Genomic DNA, 17,424 nt, shown 5'->3' with positions numbered 1-17,424 from the left:
AAACAGTCCCTACCGTTACCGCTCCCTATTACTGCCCTGTGCTTTTTCCCTTCATGGCAAAAGCACAGGGCAGTGTGCATGGTTTCCCCGGCCCCACCGTGAGTTTTCAAGCCTTCCACGCCCTGTTATTTACTTGCTGGCTGTTACAGGCTATGGTGGCCCAACGCTTACGCGCTGTCCCATTCCCGCGTACAGGAGGTTCCCCATGCCAAGCACCAGCTTTACCATTAACGACTACACCATAGATACCACCATTGAAACCTTGGGGCGCTGTACTGCGGCTTCCCCTTCACCCACAGTGCACTTTGTGGAAAACGAATTTATTCCTCTGTACATAGACAGTGAACATATTGAAGAATTGCAGGGGCACGAATCTGTCCCCCTGAATTTTGAACCCGCAGGCCCGCGCAAGCACCTCTATTTTGACAGTGCCAAGGCCAAATGCGCCGTGGTCACCTGCGGTGGCCTGTGCCCGGGGCTCAACGATGTTATCCGCGCCCTGGTCATGGAATCGTTCCACATTTACCGCATTCCCTGCATGCTGGGCATTCGCTACGGGCTGGAAGGGTTCATCCCCTCCTACGGCCATGAGGTGGTGGAACTTACCCCGGAAAACGTAACAGACATTCACCAGTTTGGCGGCACCATTCTCGGTTCTTCCCGTGGGCCGCAAGACCCGGCTGCCATTGTAGACGCCCTGGAGCGCCTGAACATCAGCATTCTGTATATGATTGGCGGCGACGGCACCATGCGGGCCATGAAAAGTATTACCGCAGAAATTGCCCACCGTGGCCTGCATATTTCCATCATTGGCATTCCCAAAACCATTGATAACGACATCAACTTTATCAGCCAGTCCTTTGGGTTTGAAACAGCCGTGTTCCAGGCTGCGGAAACCATCATGTGCGCCCACACGGAAGCCCTTGGCTACCGTAACGGCATTGGGCTGGTAAAGCTTATGGGGCGCGAATCCGGCTTTATTGCCGCCCACGCGGCTTTGGCCCAGAAGGAAGTAAACTTTCTGCTGGTGCCGGAAGTACCCTTTGCCCTGGAAGGGCCAGGGGGCTTTCTGGAATTATTGGAACAGCGCCTGCACCACCGCAAACATGCGGTGGTGGTGGTGGCAGAAGGGGCAGGCCAGCACCTTGTGGAACGCACAAAACGGCACGATGCTTCCGGCAACGTCATGCTGGCAGACGTGGCAGAACTGCTCATTAATGCCATTAAAAAATACATGAACCAGCGTAACGTGCACTATTCCATGAAGTATATTGACCCAAGCTATATTATCCGCTCTGTGCCTGCCAGCGCCAACGACAAAGTGTATTGCGGCTTCCTTGGGCAAAACGCCGTGCATGCCGCCATGGCAGGCCGCACCAACATGGTGGTGGCAAAAATTATGGACAGGTACGTGCACCTGCCCCTGGAACTGGTCATTCGCAAGCGCCGCAAGCTCAACGTGCATTCTGAATACTGGCGGGCCGTGCTGGAATCCACCGGGCACCCCAACCTTGCCCTGTTTACGGAACCAGCACACACCCCGAAAGTGGCCATAACCCCGGAACCTAAAACATGATTTTACAAATAAGCGCCTCTGCCGGGTCGGGGAAAACATACACCCTTACCCGGCAGTTTCTTTCCCGCCTTGCCGGGGCAAGCCCCCTGCCTGCCCCTTCCGGCTGCCTGCTGGGCCGCCCGCACACCGTGTATTCCCTGGAAGAACTGCTGGCTGCCACCTTTACCAACAAGGCAGCGGCTGAAATGAAGGAACGGGTGGTGGGCACCCTGAAAAGCCTTGCCCTGGAAGAAATTCGCGCACGGCAGCAGGGCCATTCCCCCCAAGGTACCCCCCTTGTGCCCAATGCGGAACGCTGGGTACGGGCCATTGTGGAAAACTACAATGCCCTGAATATTCGTACCATCGACAGCCTGCTCAGTTCCCTGGTGCGGCTTTCCGCCCTTTCCCTGAACCTGCCGCCGGACTTTCGCCCAAGCTTTGCCCCGGAAGAATACTTTACCCCCCTGTATGAAGGGCTTATGGCAGACATGGCTGCCTTCGCCCAAGCCAACCCGGACTGGCGCAATGCCGAGGACACAGGTAATCACTCCACAGAAGACGTTACAGCCCCCCCCCATGGTGAAGAACAGGTCCAGAAGCAACCCGGCGCGGAAGATACTCCCAGCCAGCCCGAATTTTTTACCACCAGCGGGGCAGAACTGCTGGAAGCGTTGCACGCGGCCTGCCGTAACCAGATTTTTTATGGAAAAAAACGAGGGTTCATGGCCCGCAACACCCTGCACTACACCCTGTTGCAGTTCATTGACCGCCGGTGCAAAGGGCAGGCCTTGCCCACCATGCAGCCGGAAGAATTGCTGCAGTTGTTGCACGCCCGGCACACGGCCCTGCAACAATGTGCTGCTACCATGAATGCAGGTGTTGCCTCCGAAGAATTAGCGGCTAAAGTGGATTTTTTGAAGTTCTTGGCAAAGGTGGCAGCAATACCTGCCCACCTGCCCCCGCCAACCTCGGCATTTGCCAACAAGGAATGCCTGGATGCCTGCCTGAAAAAAGCCTCACTCGGCAAGGCAAGCCCTGCACTGGAAGAAGAATACCACGCCCTGTGCGCAGCCCATGCCGCAGCCGTTACCGCCCAAGGGGTGCTTTCCAAAGCCATGCGCCTTGCCCCCCTCAGCCTGCTGGCCAATGAACTGTTTGCCCGGCTGGACACTGCCGTGCGCCTGCAAGGGGTACTGCCTGCGGTGGCCATTCCTGCCCTTGCCGGGCAGTTGCTGGAAGGCAGCATGGGTGTTTCCGACGCCCTGTGCCGCCTGGGTTCGCGCCTGCTGCACATTTTGCTGGATGAATTTCAAGACACCAGCCAGGAACAGTGGGCCGCCTTGTTGCCCCTGGCAGAAGAAAGCCTCGCCAAAGGCGGCAGCCTTACCTATGTGGGGGACATAAAACAGGCCATTTATAGCTGGCGCGGCGGCGACGCCACCCTGTTCGATGCCGTGCTGGAAGAACCCACCTTGGCTGCCATGGCAGAAAGCGTGGCAGAAAGCCTGCCCTACAACTGGCGTAGCCTGCCCGGCATCATTCACCACAACAACGCCTTTTTCACCCTGCTGGGCACGCCGGAAGCAGCCCAGGCCACCTTGCAGGCCATGCTGCCTGCCGCTACCCCCATCCACTTTGTGGTGGAAGCCGCCAAACGCACTGCCGCTGTTTTTTCCCGCGCAGCCCAGGCCTTACCGCCACCCAGCCCCTACAGCAATGCCGCCACAGCAGACCAAAACCCGGCAAACCAAGGCCAGACAGACCAGGGGCAAGTGGTGCTGTATGAGGTGCGGGCCAGCACAGGCCTTGGCACAGAAGCGTTGGTGGAAGAACGCCTGCACCGCCTGCTGCTGGAAGAACTGCTGCCAAACCGACCCTTTCGCGACATTGCCATTCTGGTGCGCTCCGGCAAGCATGCCACCCTGGTGGCCCAGTGGCTTACCACCTGGAACATTCCGGTGGTGACGGAAAACAGCTTTACCCTGGGGGAAAATCCCCTGGTGCGCCGCCTTGTTTCCCTGCTTACCTTTCTGGACTACCCGTTAAATGACCTAGCCTTCTGGGAATTTATCAGCGGGCCGGAATGCTTTGGCACGGTAAGCGGCCTTGGCTGGCAGGAACTGGCAGACTGGCTGGCCCGCACCAGCATGGGGGAAACGCGCCCCCCCCTGTTCCGGCGCTTTGCCGAAAGCTTTCCCCAGCAGTGGAACACATGGCTTGCACCGTTTTACCTGCAAGCCGGGCTTATGAGCGCCTACGACACCCTGTATGAAGCCATTTCCCGCTTCGACCTGTGGAACACTACCCCGGAAGCAGCGCCGTTTCTGCGCCGCCTGCTGGAATTGGCCCACGTGGCGGAAAAGGAAGGGGCCGCCTCCCTGGCCGGGTTCCTGCAATTTTGGCAAAAGCAGGAAGAAGGGGCAAAGCTCCCCCTGCCCGAAAGCATGAACGCCGTGCGCATTATGACCATGCACAAGGCAAAAGGCCTGGAATTTCCTGTGGTTATTCTGCCCTTCCACCACGGGGGCACGGCCTATGGCAGCCAGCTTGAAGCCGTTACCTTTGAAGGCACCCCCATACTGGTGCAGGCAGACAAGCACCTGCCAGACACCTACTACCCCGCCTGCGTAACAGAAGCTTTGGAAACGCTGAACCTGCTATACGTTGCCTGGACACGCCCGCGAGAAGAACTGCACGCCTTCATTACCCTGCCGGAAGGCAAAGCAGGCAGCACGCCCCTGCCCCGTGCCATGGAAACTTTGTTGCCCCTGTACCTGCATAGCGCCCAGGCCCACCTGTTTCGGCATGAACAAATTGAGGCCGAAGCGGATACACTGGACGCAGAGGATGCCGAGGAAGGCGAAGAATCCGCAATGGCAGGCGAAGCCATACCAGGAGGCAAAGAGCCAGAGAGCGCCATGCCTGCCGAGCCCTTCCCACCAGAAGAAGAATGCGAAGACCCCTGCCTTGCAAGCACTTCCCCGCAATGGCTCACAGGGTTACTGGCAGAAGCACCCCATGCCCCACTGCTGCCCATTATTCCTGAAGATTCTGCCCAAGGGCAGGAAGCATGGCGGCCCATGGGGTGGCTGCCCCGCCTGAAAATTTACCGTTCCGTGCTGCACGGCGCAGCCCTTACGCCGGAACGCCGGGGCACCCTTACCCACCTGTGCCTGGAACATCTGGTGCTGGAAAAAGCAACCAAAACCCAACCAGTGGAAGCTGCCATGCCCCTGCTTTCCCTGGCAAAGCCTGCCCCGGCACCCGCAACCTCTCCTTTTGGCAAAGCCGTCACCTTGGCGGTAGATATGGCCCTGCGCCTGTTCCCCTTGCCCCTGGCCTTGCCGCCGGAAGCACGGGCAGAGCTTGAAGAAACCCTGCACTGGTTTGCCGGGCAACCACAGGCCCAACACTGGCTGGCCCATGGGCGGCGCGAACAGCCCCTTATGGAGGCAGATGGCAGCGTGCTGCGAGTTGACCTGATGGTAGACGAAGGCCGCACCGGACTACTGGTGGTGGACTATAAAACAGGCGCACCAAGCCCCAAGTACCATGAACAGATGCAGCGCTATATGCGCTTGCTGGCCCAAGCACAAAACCGCCCTGTGCGTGGGCTGCTCGTTTACCTTGACGCCCGGCGGCTTGAAGAGGTGCCTTTGTGAGTGGCCTGCCCTTTACCCTTGTTTCCTGGCACCAAAATTTCCTGCCTGCCCTGCTGCACCTAGCCTGCCAACCGGGGGAACGCCCCCTTGCAGAAACGGTGTTTGTGTTCCCCCACCGCCGGGCTGCGCAATACATGACGCGCCTTTTGGCAACAGCCCCCTATGTAACGCGCCCGCTGGTCATGCCCACCATGCTTACGGTAAGCGAAGTGGTGGGGCAGGTGTGCCGCATGGCTGTGGCAACCCCGTTGTGGCAGGCTGGCCTGCTAGACAGAGTAGGGCTGCTGCTGGCTTCTGCCAGGGAAGAAGCCGCCAATGCCGGGGACGACGCCCCACCTTTGCTGGCGGGCATGGACGCAGACCGTTTTTTCCCCTGGGGGGTGCGGCTTGCCAACCTGTTTGAAGAATGCTTCACCCACCTGCGCAGGCCGGAAAATTTTCGCAACATGGAAGGGCAAACAACCCCCTTTGCAGCGGCCCTGCTGGCACGCCTTGCCCACCTGTTCACCCGCTATGAACAAGCCCTTGCCCAGCGCGGCTGGACAACCCCAGGGCACAGCGCCTTTCTTGCGGCGCGCCATGCCGCCGGGGGCGGTGCCCTGCCCGACGCCCTGTGCGGCGAGCGCAGCGTGTTTTTTGCCGGGTTCCACACCCTTACCGGTGCGGAAGACCTGCTGCTGCGCCGCCTGTGGGAAGACCACGGGGCAAGGGTGGTGCTGCATGCAGACCCGGCCCTTACCGCCCCCCACACCCCACAGGCTCGCCAAACAAATGCCCATGGCACCCCGCACAACGGCCACTGGAGCTGCCGCACCTTTTCCGCCTGGGCCAGCAGTTGGCGCACCCACATTACCCCGGTGGAAGAGGAAACCCCGCACACACCGCCGCGCATGACCTTTTATGAAGGGTTTGACCTGCATTCCCAGTTGAATGCCCTGACAGAGCACCTGACGCAACAGCGCAACGAAGAGCGGGCGGAACGGGGGCCAAGTATACCCGAAAGTAAGCCCGAAAATGACGCCCAGCCAACAGAAACGGCCTACGAAGAACGCTGGTCTGCTCCCCTTGCCGTGGTACTGCCGGAAAGTGGCCTGCTGTTGCCTGCCCTGCACCACCTGCCCAAGGAAGACTGCAACATTTCCATGGGCTATCCCCTTGGGCGCTCTCCCCTGGCCCAATTGCTGCACACCCTGCTTTCCCTGCAAGAAAAACGCCGGGGAAATACCTATTACTGGCGCGACCTTGTGGACCTTGCCCGCCACCCCTACCTGAAAATGCTCTCCCCAAGCGTGCAGGCACAGGAAAACTCCCAAACCTTAACTAATAATACCACCACCGGGCAGGCAGCGCAAAACACGGCTGGCACTGCCGATGCCACCCTTTCCTTGCGCGGCGAGCTGCACAGGCTGGAAAAATCCATCCGCGAATCCGGCGCGCTGTTTGTGGCCCCCTTCACCCTGCTGCGGGAAGAATACGCCAGCATGGCCCCCGGCCAGGTGCCCCCCCTAACCCTGCTGCACCTGCTGGACACCACCCTGAACACCAGCCTGACAGCGTTTGAAAGCCCCAACACCCCGGCAGCCCTTGGCGCTGCCCTGGAACAATTCTGTGCCCTGCTCTTGGAACACGGCGCAGCACTGTGGGAACGCTTCCCCATTGACGGCGAATGTTTGCACCGCCTGCTGCAATCCGTCATTCCGGAACTGTTACACAGCTCCCTGGCCGGGGAAGAGTTGCCCCGCCAAACGCTGTTCAACCTTGTGCGCCAGTTGCTGGATGCAGAGCGCGTGCCCTTCACCGCCAGCCCGCTGGTGGGCACCCAGGTGCTGGGTATGCTGGAAACACGCCTGCTTTCCTTCAAGCGCGTGTATGTGCTGGATGCCACCGATGAAAACCTGCCCGGCATCCCCATGGGCGACCCCCTGCTGCCAGACACATTGCGGGCAGAACTGGGCTTGCCTTCTGTTTCAGGCCGCAATGAAACAAGCGCCTACCACTTTTTCCGCCTGCTGGCCGGGGCGGAAGAAGTGGTGCTGCTGTGGCAACAAGGGGCCGATGCTGGCCTTGAACAAAAACAGCAAAAAAGCCGCTTTGTGGAAGAGTTGGTGTGGGAACAGGAAAAACGCCAGGGCTGCCTTGTGCATGAACCCGGCAGCACCGCCCCTTACGTAACCCTTGCCACCAGCCTGGCCCCCCAGGCCAGCCACACCCGCGCCATTGCCGCCACCCCGGACACGGCTGCCCTGGTGCACGCCACCTTGGGGCGCGGGGTTTCCGCTTCGCTTTTGGAAAGCTACCTGCGTTGCCCGGTACAGTTTTTTCATGAACGGGCGGCAAACCTTGCAGAACCAGATGAAGCGCAGGAACGCGACGACCCGCTGGAAGTGGGCAACTTGCTGCACAAAACGTTACAGGAATTTTTCACTCCCTGCCTTGGCAGGCCCTTTCCCCCGGAAGATGCTTCGCCAGAGGCCTTGCAAGACCTCATGCAGGAAACATTCACCGCCTGCCTCAAGGCTTCCCCCCTGCCCGGCACCCTTCCAGCAGATGCCGGGGCCATGCTGCAAAGCGCAGCCAACATTCGCCTGCACGCCTTTTTGGAAGCGCAAATGCAGCTTGCCCCCATGCCCCTGGCAGTGGAACACTTCCTTGAAGTGCCCTTTTGCCCTGTAGAAGGAATTGGGGCAGAACGGAAAGAGCTAGGGCCACGGCTTTACGGGGGCCAGGCACTGCGCCTTAAAGGAAAGCTTGACCGTATTGACATGCGGGAAAAAGGCCTTGTAATACTGGACTATAAAACAGGCTCCATTCCCCGCCCAGACCACGGGGTATGGCACAACTCCGCCCTGTGGGACCACATGGCCACCTGGCAACCCGGCACGCCGGAACGCGACGCCATGGCCCTGGAACGGGTAGCAGCCGCCCTGCCCCGTGTGCAGTTGCCCTTTTACCTGCATTTGTGCAGCATGGCCCGGCAAACAGGGCAGCTTTCCTTTGTGCCGGAACATGTTCCCCTGTGGGACGCCGCCTTTGTTGGCCTTGCCGATTTTGGGGAAGAACACCCCCTGTTTGCCCCGTATGCCGAGCCGGAAACTCGTTTACATGCCATACACGCCCAAATTCCCCTGCTGGTTTCCTTCCTCATTCGGCACATGGCAGAATCTTCTGTCTATTTTCCGCGGCAAGGGGAACATTGCCTCTGGTGTTCATGCAAAAAAACGTGTATGATATCCCTGTAGGGGTCATGCCCCTGCCTTATACTATAAGCTTAATGCTTTTGATAAACGCCGCGTGAATACACACGGCACTCTTCAAGGAGAAACGAATGCCTTTTCCCTCGTTATCAATCGGCGATCTCACCGCCAAACTTCCTATCGTACAAGGTGGCATGGGGGTAGGTATTTCCCTGCACCGCCTTGCTGCCGCAGTGGCTGCAGAGGGTGGCATTGGCGTTATTGCTGGCGCCATGATTGGCATGCGTGAGCACGATATTGCCAAAGATCCGCAAACAGCAAACGCACGTGCCCTTGCTGCTGAAATAGTAAAAGCCCGTGCCCTGACTGATGGCGTATTGGGTGTAAATATCATGGTTGTGTTGACCGATTTTTCCAATTTGGTACGCACCAGCATTGCCAACCGGGCAGACGTTATTTTTTCCGGCGCAGGCTTGCCCATGGAACTGCCCAAAATTTTTCGCACCATGTGTGAAGAAAAGAAAGAAGACTTTAAAACCAAGCTGGTTCCCATTATTTCTTCCGCCCGCGCAGCCAGCATTTTGTGCAAAAAATGGCTACTGAAGGCCGACTACCTGCCCGATGCCTTTGTGCTGGAAGGCCCAAAAGCTGGCGGGCACCTTGGCTTCAAACCCGAAGACCTCAATGATCCTGAATATTCCCTGGACACAGTGTTGCCCCAGGTGCTCGATAGCCTCAAGCCCTTTGAAGACAAATACGGCAGGGCTATTCCTGTTATTGCTGCCGGGGGCGTATACACTGGCGGCGACATTCACAAATACCTCACCATGGGCGCGGCTGGCGTGCAAATGGGCACCCGTTTTGTGGCCACGGAAGAGTGCGACGCGGATATTCGCTTCAAACAAGCCATTGTAAATGCCAAAGAAGAAGATCTTACTATTATTAAAAGCCCGGTGGGCATGCCTGGCCGGGCCATTCGCGGGCGCTTTCTTGAAGCGCTGGAAGAAGGCAAAAAGAACTTTAAATGCGTGTTCCACTGCGTTTCCACCTGCGACCCGGAAACGTCCCCTTACTGCATTGCCCAGGCCCTGCTTAATGCCATGAAGGGTAACCTGGACCGTGGTTTTGCCTTTATCGGGGCCAATGGCCCCCGTGTAGACTGCATTACCACCGTGAAAGAACTGATTCATAGCCTCCAAGTGGAATATGACGCTGCTGTTCAGGCGGCCCGCGCTTAGTAGCTACCGCTAGAGTTACACATATAAAGGGCGTTGCAGCGTGGCTGTAACGTCCTTTTTTAGTGGCATACACTGTAATTTTAGGAGAATGAAATGTCTGAACATATAATGAGAATGATGAAAAAAGCTGTGGTTCTGGCCTTGTGTAGTTCTGCTGTGCTGGTGGCTGGGTGCGCTGGAACAACACAAAAGCAGAAAACTGCGGAGTTCCGCGACCCCTATGAACAAGAAGCTCAAGTATGGGACGCCTGGGCGGATGACGGGAATTCTAATTGGTCTTTTATGAATAAGGTGAAGGGGAGGTATCCTTACAGGAGGTAGAAGGGGCTGACGCTCTCAGTTTTTAAGAAACGAGACTGCATAGTTTCTTGCGGCGCAAGCGCCACACCAGCTTTTTAAAAAGCGTGAGTATGTGAATTCTTGCGGCGCAAGCGCCACACCAGCTTGTGGTTTCTTTTTTTGTTTGCCGCTCCGCTTGGGTTAGGGAGCCCTTGTGCGGCCCCCTAACAACCCCACACCCACGGGGTTGCACCCCGTGACCCCGCTAGGTTACGCCCTGCGCTCAGTAGATTTGTTTCGCTCACTCGAAGACTCGTACGCTGCACAAATATATTCGCGCGGAATTACACCGTGCAGAGCATGGATGAGGTGGAGGGTGTGGGCTGGAGAATTTTAACGGGCGTGCCACAGAGGGTAATAGCCACGGCAATGGGAAGCGACAACAAAACTACCGCACTCCGCATGAGTAAGCGGGCGCAGCAAAGCGCGCAGAGGGGGGTGGGGCTATGGGTAAGCTCATTTTGTGTGGGCTGGTTTGGCTTAACAGCCTTGCCATAGACGGTAAATACTTCACCTCTATTCAGTGACAACAATAAGACCATACTGCGCATGAGTAAGCGGGCGCAGCAAAGCGCGCAGAGGGTGGTGGGGCTATGGGTAGGTTCGCCTGAGAAGGACTGAGGGTACGCACGGCCTGCGCTACTAAAGGTAACGGGCACGGCAAAGGATGGAGGGAAAACCACTGCGCTGCGCATGAGTAAGCGGGCGCAGCAAAGTGCGCAGAGGGTGGTGGGGCTATGGGTAGGTTCGCTTGAGGCGGGGAGAGGGTAGGTAACGATTGTGCCGTTGAAGGTAATGGGCACAGCGGGAAGAGATGGGGTAAGCGGAAAATCAATACTACTTGCATTTTGTAGCGCGCATGTATATCTTGAAGATATACAAAGGATCCCCGTATGCACAACCAGACAAAAGTTTCCCAATGGGGCAATTCCCTTGCCATACGTTTGCCGCAAGCGCTCATTAACGAGCTTGGCATTGAGCGTGGGGCAGAGGTGGAACTGCACATTGAAAAAGACGGTTTCAGGGTGACCGTTCCCTCCATACCCAAAAAATTCACACTAGAAGAACTGCTTGCCGGAGTAACGCCCGAAAACCTGCACCATGAAGCCGACTTTGGCAAAGCTCAGGGCAAAGAAGCATGGTAAAGGCGTATGTTCCCCATTGCGGCGATATCATCTGGCTGCATTTCGACCCACAAGCCGGGCATGAACAGGCAGGACACCGCCCTGCCCTTGTACTTTCCCCCAAGGCGTATAATGGCAAAACAGGGCTGTGCCTTGTGGTGCCCATAACCAACCAGAGCAAAGGGTATCCCTTTGAACTGGCGCTTCCGGCGGACTGCCAGACAACAGGCGTGGTGCTGTGCGATCAGATGCGTAGTTTGGATTGGCAGGTAAGGGGGGCTGCATTGAAGGAGGAGGTTGGTGAGGGGTTTGTAAGGGAAGTGCTGGCAAGGTTTATGCCGTTGGTGGAGGGGTGAATTTTTTTTCGTTTGGCAAGGCATAAGCCCCCAGCACCGTCATTCCCGCGAAGGCGGGAATCCAGTATTCTTTGGTAGTTAGGCTGTATGTTGCGTAAGACAAGAAAGGGCAGATACAGGGAGGCATAGTTTTTTGCGGCGTGCCGCCACACCAGCTTGTAGTTTATTTTTTAGTTTGCCGCTCCGTTTGGGTTCTTGCGGCGCAAGCGCCACACCAGCTTGTGGTTTATTTTTATTCATCCGCTCCGCTTGGGTCAGGGGGCCCTTGTGCGGCCCCCTAACAACCCCACACCCACGGGGTTGCACCCCGTGACCCCGCTAAGCCTGCTGTCCGCGCTCAGGTAGATTTGTTCCGCTCACTCGAAGACTCGTACGCTACACAAATATATTCGCGCGGGAATTACACCGTGCCGAGCATGGGTAAGGTGGGTGTTATGGGCTGGGGAATTTTAACGGGCGTGCCACAGAAGGTAATTTACCTCAACAAAAGTAAGCGGCGTACAAACATACAGCACTCCGCATTAGTAAGCGGGCGCAACAAAGCGCGCGTGGGATGGAGAAACTTCGGCAACACCTACAATTTACATACATTTGACTTTAATTTCACATATATTCTTACTCAATTTTGTTATTTGGCAATATTTGTCATTTGTAATATACTTATTGCCAAGATGTTTTTCGTGGCTTGAAAGTCAATCAGAGACCTCCCTCTCCTCTGAAGACCAAATGAAGTGCAGTGACTGAGTTGCAAACTTAAAGCTACTTCAAGTGAAAATGGAAATACAAGTGAACATTTTTTTGCCTTAAACAAATTGGATGAAATACTATGAAGTCACTAAAGCCTTTTGTGAAGTGGGCTGGAGGAAAAAGTCAGTTGCTTGGAGAGATTCGTAAACGCTACCCGCAGAATCTTGGCACATATTTTACAAAATTTTGTGAACCTTTTGTAGGAGGCGGTGCTGTTCTTTTTGATTTACTCCCGCTTGGCTTTGATAGTATTTATATTAGCGATACCAACCGTGAGCTCATAAACACATACAACATAATTAAAAGTAATATATCGGCACTTGTTAACCAGCTTGCACCGATTCAAGCCCATTTTTGGGCACTTAATGCAGAACAAAGAAAGCATTACTATTACTCAAAAAGAGAAGAATTTAATAACTTAAAAAGTAACTGGGATGAATCTAGCAGTCTTTTCAAGGCAGCTTTATTTATTTTTCTTAATCGTACATGCTTTAATGGCCTTTATCGAGTAAATTCTAGGGGATTATTTAATGTGCCAATGGGGGCATATAAAATGCCCTTGATTTGCGATGAAGACAACTTGCGACAATTACACCACTCGCTTCAAAATATAAATATCCATTGCGCAAGCTACGAACAATCATCTGACTTTATTGACGATAGGACATTCGTTTATATTGACCCACCTTATCGTCCACTAACTGCAACAGCAAATTTTACAGCTTATAATGAAACCCCTTTTGATGACGCACAGCAGATAGCACTCGCCCAGTTTATTGAACATATCTCTGACCGTGGGGCACGGGTCCTAGTAAGTAATTCTGATCCAAAGAATTCCAATGTTAGCGATGATTTTTTTGATAAATTATACAACGCATTCAAAATTGACCGAGTGTTGGCAAAGCGTATGATAAACTGCAACGGTGTGAGCCGCGGAAGTATCAGTGAATTGTTGATAACAAACAGTTAAGAACACAATAAGAGTAGGTCGCCAATATGCCATATGAGATAAGTGCAGAATGTCCATGCTGCGGTAAAACGGGTAAAGGACTAGATGAAATAGAGGCCAAGTTTGGGCTTAGGAAAATGGAAAAATAATCCCACAATCCTATTGCAGGGCTTGCAGGTCTGCTGGTTGCAAAGCAGGCAAGGCCTGCAAGGCGTACTCAGCGGTTCTTGACGAATAACACAGTTTAAAGCACCGTTGCAGGCTGAATAGCTGCTAGGAGGTTTTGTGAAATTTGTAGATACCTACAAGCATCTTGGAATATTGTCCGAAAGTGCTGCTTTTGAAAATTTAATAGTTACCCTCAAAGACACCATCCGTACGCATAGCTTTTTTGTAGCGTGGGAAAAAGTTTTGGGCAATGTGGCAAAAGTGGAAATCTCGTTAAATATTCTCAATAGTCTTCTTGGGAAAGATAGCCTTCCAAAACGGCTTGCGGAAATGATACGCTCATATCCAGAGGTTGTGCCGGTACTCCCTCTTCTTATAGCTGTTAGGGACACAAGCATTCGTATTGCCACCGTGGGTGGAGATATTGAATATCTTTTTTTTAAACGAAATTGTTACAGTGAAGATGAAATAGCTAAAATTGTGGAGTTTACCGAGAAATGTGGATTACTCAAGATTTTTTCCGATAAGGCTGTAAAAAACCTTGTAGATTACTGTATTGGTGTTGAAGTGGGGCTTGACACCAATGCCCGCAAAAATCGTAGTGGCGATGCTATGGAGACACTCAGTGAAGTGTACATCAAGGCTATCTGTCAAAGGCATGGTTATCGGTACTTACGTCAAGCCACTGTTGCTAAGATTAAAGCTGTTTTTGGTCGTGACGTGCCCACGGATAAAGCAAATCGTTATTTTGACTTTGCCGTCGATACTGGGAATAAAATCTATTTGCTCGAGGTCAATTATTATGGCGGTGGCGGTTCCAAATTAAAAAGTGTTGCTGGAGAATTTAAAAGTCTTTTTGAGCTTGTAACACAATCCCCAGGAGTCGGCTTCATTTGGATAACCGACGGTCAAGGTTGGCACACAGCAAAACGGCCATTGCTTGAAACATTTATAGCAACAGACTTTGTAATGAATATTAACATGCTCAGCCACGGGTTTCTGGAAGAGATTTTGATTAAAGGACTTTGATGCCTTCAAGTGTATATTTTATAGACATTATAATCCAACCAAGCATCACATATACCGCACTCACTATGCAGAGGGAGTAGTATTCATTGCTAAAAAACAAAGAACAAAAATGGGGGCCGGACAATTTTGAACTTGAAATGAATACCGTGTGGAGCTTTCCTCAACGTGGAAATTGGGCAACGCACGATGCCAAGTACCGAGGGAATTGGTCTCCATATATACCTAGAAATATATTACTTCGGTACTCATCTGAAGGCGACTATGTACTAGATCAGTTTGCTGGAGGTGGAACTACACTTGTTGAGGCGAAACTTCTTAAACGCAATGTACTGGGAGTTGATGTTAATGAATCTGCGCTTGAATGTTGCCGAGTAAAATGTGATTTTGAATCTGAAAATGCGGGGCGTGTCGTCATTCGGCATGGTGATGCCCGCAATTTAAACTTCATCAAGGACGAGTGCATTGACTTGGTCTGTACTCACCCGCCATATGCTAATATTATTCAATATAGCGAAAATAATTTGAATGATTTATCACACTTGGATGTAACATCTTTTTTAGAGCAAATGAAACTTGTCGCAGCAGAAAGTTACCGAGTTTTAAAAAAAGATAAATTTTGTGCAATCCTGATGGGAGATACACGTAAAAAAGGTCATATTATTCCCATGAGCTTTGAGGTAATGCGTATTTTTGAGCATGCCAAATTTAAAACAAAAGAAATTATTATTAAAGAACAGCATAATTGCAAGGCAACAGGTTATTGGAAGACAAACAGCATAAAATATAATTTTTTGCTCCTAGCCCATGAGTACCTATTTATATTTAAAAAGTGATGAAAAAAATACTACTAAATGTCATTGCGAGAACTACAAGACTCTTTTTTTAACCCAAGTCCTCCCCTGAAACCAGAATGCGAAAATATAATTTTTAGAGTATACATCCCCACCCCACCTTAGCCTCCGCTTGGTATTACCTTGCCGGAGGCAAGGCGATACCGAGCGGACGTGGAGTTCGGGCATGGCGTTGGTGAAAAGATACAATTTTTGCCGTAGGCAAGGCGCGGGGCGATTTTTCAAGGGGCTGTATATAAATACTGCCCCGCCGGAAAATTGCCCCGCAACGAAGCATACGGCAAAAAGGGTAGTTTTACCAACGTACCATGCCCGACTTCTTCACCACACGCTACAGCACCACCAACTCCAGCGCCGCCTCATCAATCGGCTCCGCCATAAACATACTCCCCACTCTGGCAAACCGCGCTGGCGCATCCGTTGTCAAAAACACATGCCGGCCTGCGCCGCCCTGCCGGGCAATGCCCGCCTGGCCCAGCACCGCTGCCGCCGCCTCCGCCGTGGTCGCCGCTGAATCCACAATAGCCACCCCCGGCCCCACAACCGCCCGAATAGCCTCCGCCAGCGGCGGAAAATGCGTACACCCCAGCACAATGCAATCCGGCTTCTGCCCTGCCCCGGCAAACAACGGCGCAAGGTAGCGCGCAGCCACCACTTCCGCCATGCCCCTGCCGGAATAGGCATCCACCACATGGCTGGCAGCCCATCCTTCTTCCACCAGTGCCACAAATAGCGAACAGGCAAGGCCCGTCACCTCGGCAGAAGGCCGCAAGGCCGCTATAGCCTTATGGTACGCCCGGTTCTGCACCGTGGCTTCCGTTGCCAGCACCAGTATATTCCCAGTGGTTGAAGCCGCCACCGCTGCCGCGGCCCCTGGTTCCACCACCCCCAGCACTGGAATGTGCGGGTAGGCCGCCCGCAGAGCTGGCAACGCCGCTGCCGTGGCCGTATTGCAGGCAACCACCAGCATTTTCACCTGTCGCTCCACCAGCTTGGCCGTGGCCTGCAAGGCATAGCGGGTTACGGTTTCCACACTTTTCGTGCCGTAAGGCAGGCGGGCGGTATCCCCAAGGTACAAAAGGTGCTCGTGGGGCAAGCGCTGCGCCAGGGCGGCAAGCACCGTAAGGCCGCCCACGCCGGAATCAAACACCCCAATGGGCAGTTCACAGCGGGCAGTGTCGGCCTGTGCGGCCTTGTTATCTAGGGTATTCATCATGGGCATGGGTTGCTGGTTCATGAAGCATCGGTCCACAGGGTATACGAACTGGCGGTGAGCGGAGCATTCAAGGAAGAAAGCACCCGTTCCAGAAAAATGCCTTCACGCTGGGGGGCATCGTGCCCAAATGCCGCTCGAATGCCAAGGGTAACAAAGCGCACGGCCCTGTCTATGGCAAGGGGCAGGCTGTCGCCCTGGAGCAGGCTCCCAGTAAGTACGCTGGTGAAGGTGTCGCCCGTGCCGGGGTAAAAGGCGGGCACATATTCACAATCCACCTTCCAGAAGGTGTTGCGGCTTTTATGGTAGGCCACCACTGCGGTGGCATGGCTTGCCCCTGTGCCTTGGGGCACACTGGTTACCACGGCAACGTCCGGCCCAAGGTCGGTAAGGCGGCACAGCCATTCTTTTATCATGCTATTGGGCAAGGCTTGGGTGTGTGCCTCATGGGGGTAGGGTTCCCCCAGCAGCAAGGCCGCTTCCGTAAAATTGGGGGTAATGCAACTGGCCTTGCCCACCAGCCAGCGCATGCGTTCCACCATTTCCATGCTCATGGTGGGGTCCAGCTTGCCGTTGTCGCCCAGCACCGGGTCTACCATGGCCAGCCCACCGGGGGCCAGGCAGGTGTCAATACATTCCGCCACTGTTTCCACCTGGCCGGGGGAGCCCAAAAAACCGCTATACACCGCTTCAAACTGCAAGCCAAGCTCTTGCCAGTGGTGCAAAAAGTCGCGCATGGGGCCGCTTAAATCCACAAACCGGAAGTTTTCAAACCCGCTGGTGTGGGTGGAAAGTACCGCCGTGGGCAGGGGGCACACCTGAATGCCCATGGCGGAAAAAATGGGAATAACCACCATGAGCGAGGTGCGGCCAAAGCCGGAAAGGTCATGAATGGCAGCCACGCGGGGAATGGATGGGGGCATGAAGAACCTCTGTTGGCAATAGAAAGAAAGGACAAACAAGAGCCAGAGAGTAATTTACAAAAGAACACCACTA

12 protein-coding genes are annotated in these 17,424 nt (G+C 54.3%); 10 read left to right on the top strand and 2 right to left on the bottom strand.

The features are described from left to right. Positions 1–205 precede the first annotated feature (205 nt). The 10 genes from G497_RS16190 (at position 206) to G497_RS0101670 (ending at position 15,197) form a co-directional block, all read left to right on the top strand. A complete protein-coding gene (locus tag G497_RS16190) occupies positions 206–1,576 on the top strand; it encodes an ATP-dependent 6-phosphofructokinase (RefSeq protein ID WP_051257728.1) in 1,371 nt (456 codons plus the stop codon). Further along, positions 1,573–5,220 carry a UvrD-helicase domain-containing protein gene (locus tag G497_RS16185; RefSeq protein ID WP_051257727.1) on the top strand — a complete coding sequence of 1,216 codons (3,648 nt, stop codon included), beginning with the start codon at positions 1,573–1,575 and terminating at the stop codon, positions 5,218–5,220. Before G497_RS16190 ends, G497_RS16185 begins: the two co-directional genes overlap by 4 nt. Continuing rightward, positions 5,217–8,459, top strand: a complete 3,243-nt coding sequence (locus tag G497_RS0101710) for a PD-(D/E)XK nuclease family protein (protein ID WP_027186853.1) — start codon at positions 5,217–5,219, stop codon at positions 8,457–8,459. Before G497_RS16185 ends, G497_RS0101710 begins: the two co-directional genes overlap by 4 nt. An 86-nt stretch (positions 8,460–8,545) precedes the next feature. Then, entirely contained in the window at positions 8,546–9,652 is a 1,107-nt protein-coding gene (locus G497_RS0101705) for an NAD(P)H-dependent flavin oxidoreductase (RefSeq protein WP_027186852.1), read from the top strand. A 93-nt stretch (positions 9,653–9,745) separates the two neighbouring features. Beyond that, the gene (locus tag G497_RS0101700) at positions 9,746–9,973 is read left to right on the top strand and encodes a hypothetical protein (RefSeq protein WP_027186851.1); all 228 of its coding nucleotides are present in this window, start codon (positions 9,746–9,748) and stop codon (positions 9,971–9,973) included. Between the two features lie 911 nt (positions 9,974–10,884). Then, complete coding sequence (locus G497_RS0101695) at positions 10,885–11,136, top strand: AbrB/MazE/SpoVT family DNA-binding domain-containing protein (protein ID WP_027186850.1); 252 nt, start codon at positions 10,885–10,887, stop codon at positions 11,134–11,136. Then, entirely contained in the window at positions 11,130–11,471 is a 342-nt protein-coding gene (mazF, locus tag G497_RS0101690) for an endoribonuclease MazF (protein WP_027186849.1), read from the top strand. The genes G497_RS0101695 and mazF overlap by 7 nt, the downstream gene beginning before the upstream one ends. Before the next feature lie 826 nt (positions 11,472–12,297). After that, the gene (locus G497_RS0101680; RefSeq protein WP_027186847.1) at positions 12,298–13,188 is read left to right on the top strand and encodes a DNA adenine methylase; all 891 of its coding nucleotides are present in this window, start codon (positions 12,298–12,300) and stop codon (positions 13,186–13,188) included. Between the two features lie 264 nt (positions 13,189–13,452). After that, positions 13,453–14,364 (top strand): type II restriction endonuclease, encoded by a 912-nt coding sequence (locus tag G497_RS0101675; protein WP_027186846.1) that lies wholly within the window; start codon positions 13,453–13,455, stop codon positions 14,362–14,364. Positions 14,365–14,450: 86 nt separating this feature from the next. Continuing rightward, positions 14,451–15,197 (top strand): TRM11 family SAM-dependent methyltransferase, encoded by a 747-nt coding sequence (locus tag G497_RS0101670; RefSeq protein ID WP_027186845.1) that lies wholly within the window; start codon positions 14,451–14,453, stop codon positions 15,195–15,197. 349 nt (positions 15,198–15,546) lie between these two features. Here G497_RS0101670 and murI read toward each other — a convergent pair whose 3' ends face one another. Both murI and G497_RS0101660 read right to left on the bottom strand, forming a co-directional pair. Next, positions 15,547–16,428: a glutamate racemase gene (murI, locus tag G497_RS0101665; protein ID WP_051257744.1), complete on the bottom strand. Its 882-nt coding sequence runs from the start codon at positions 16,426–16,428 to the stop codon at positions 15,547–15,549. A gap of 20 nt (positions 16,429–16,448) precedes the next feature. Continuing rightward, complete coding sequence (locus tag G497_RS0101660) at positions 16,449–17,351, bottom strand: pyridoxamine kinase (protein WP_027186843.1); 903 nt, start codon at positions 17,349–17,351, stop codon at positions 16,449–16,451. Positions 17,352–17,424: the final 73 nt, after the last annotated feature.

The sequence above is a fragment of the Desulfovibrio cuneatus DSM 11391 genome (genome assembly GCF_000430005.1).
GTDB lineage: Bacteria > Desulfobacterota > Desulfovibrionia > Desulfovibrionales > Desulfovibrionaceae > Frigididesulfovibrio > Frigididesulfovibrio cuneatus.
Note: the sequence above shows the minus strand (reverse complement) of the source record. Positions and strands in the feature narration are given on the sequence as shown.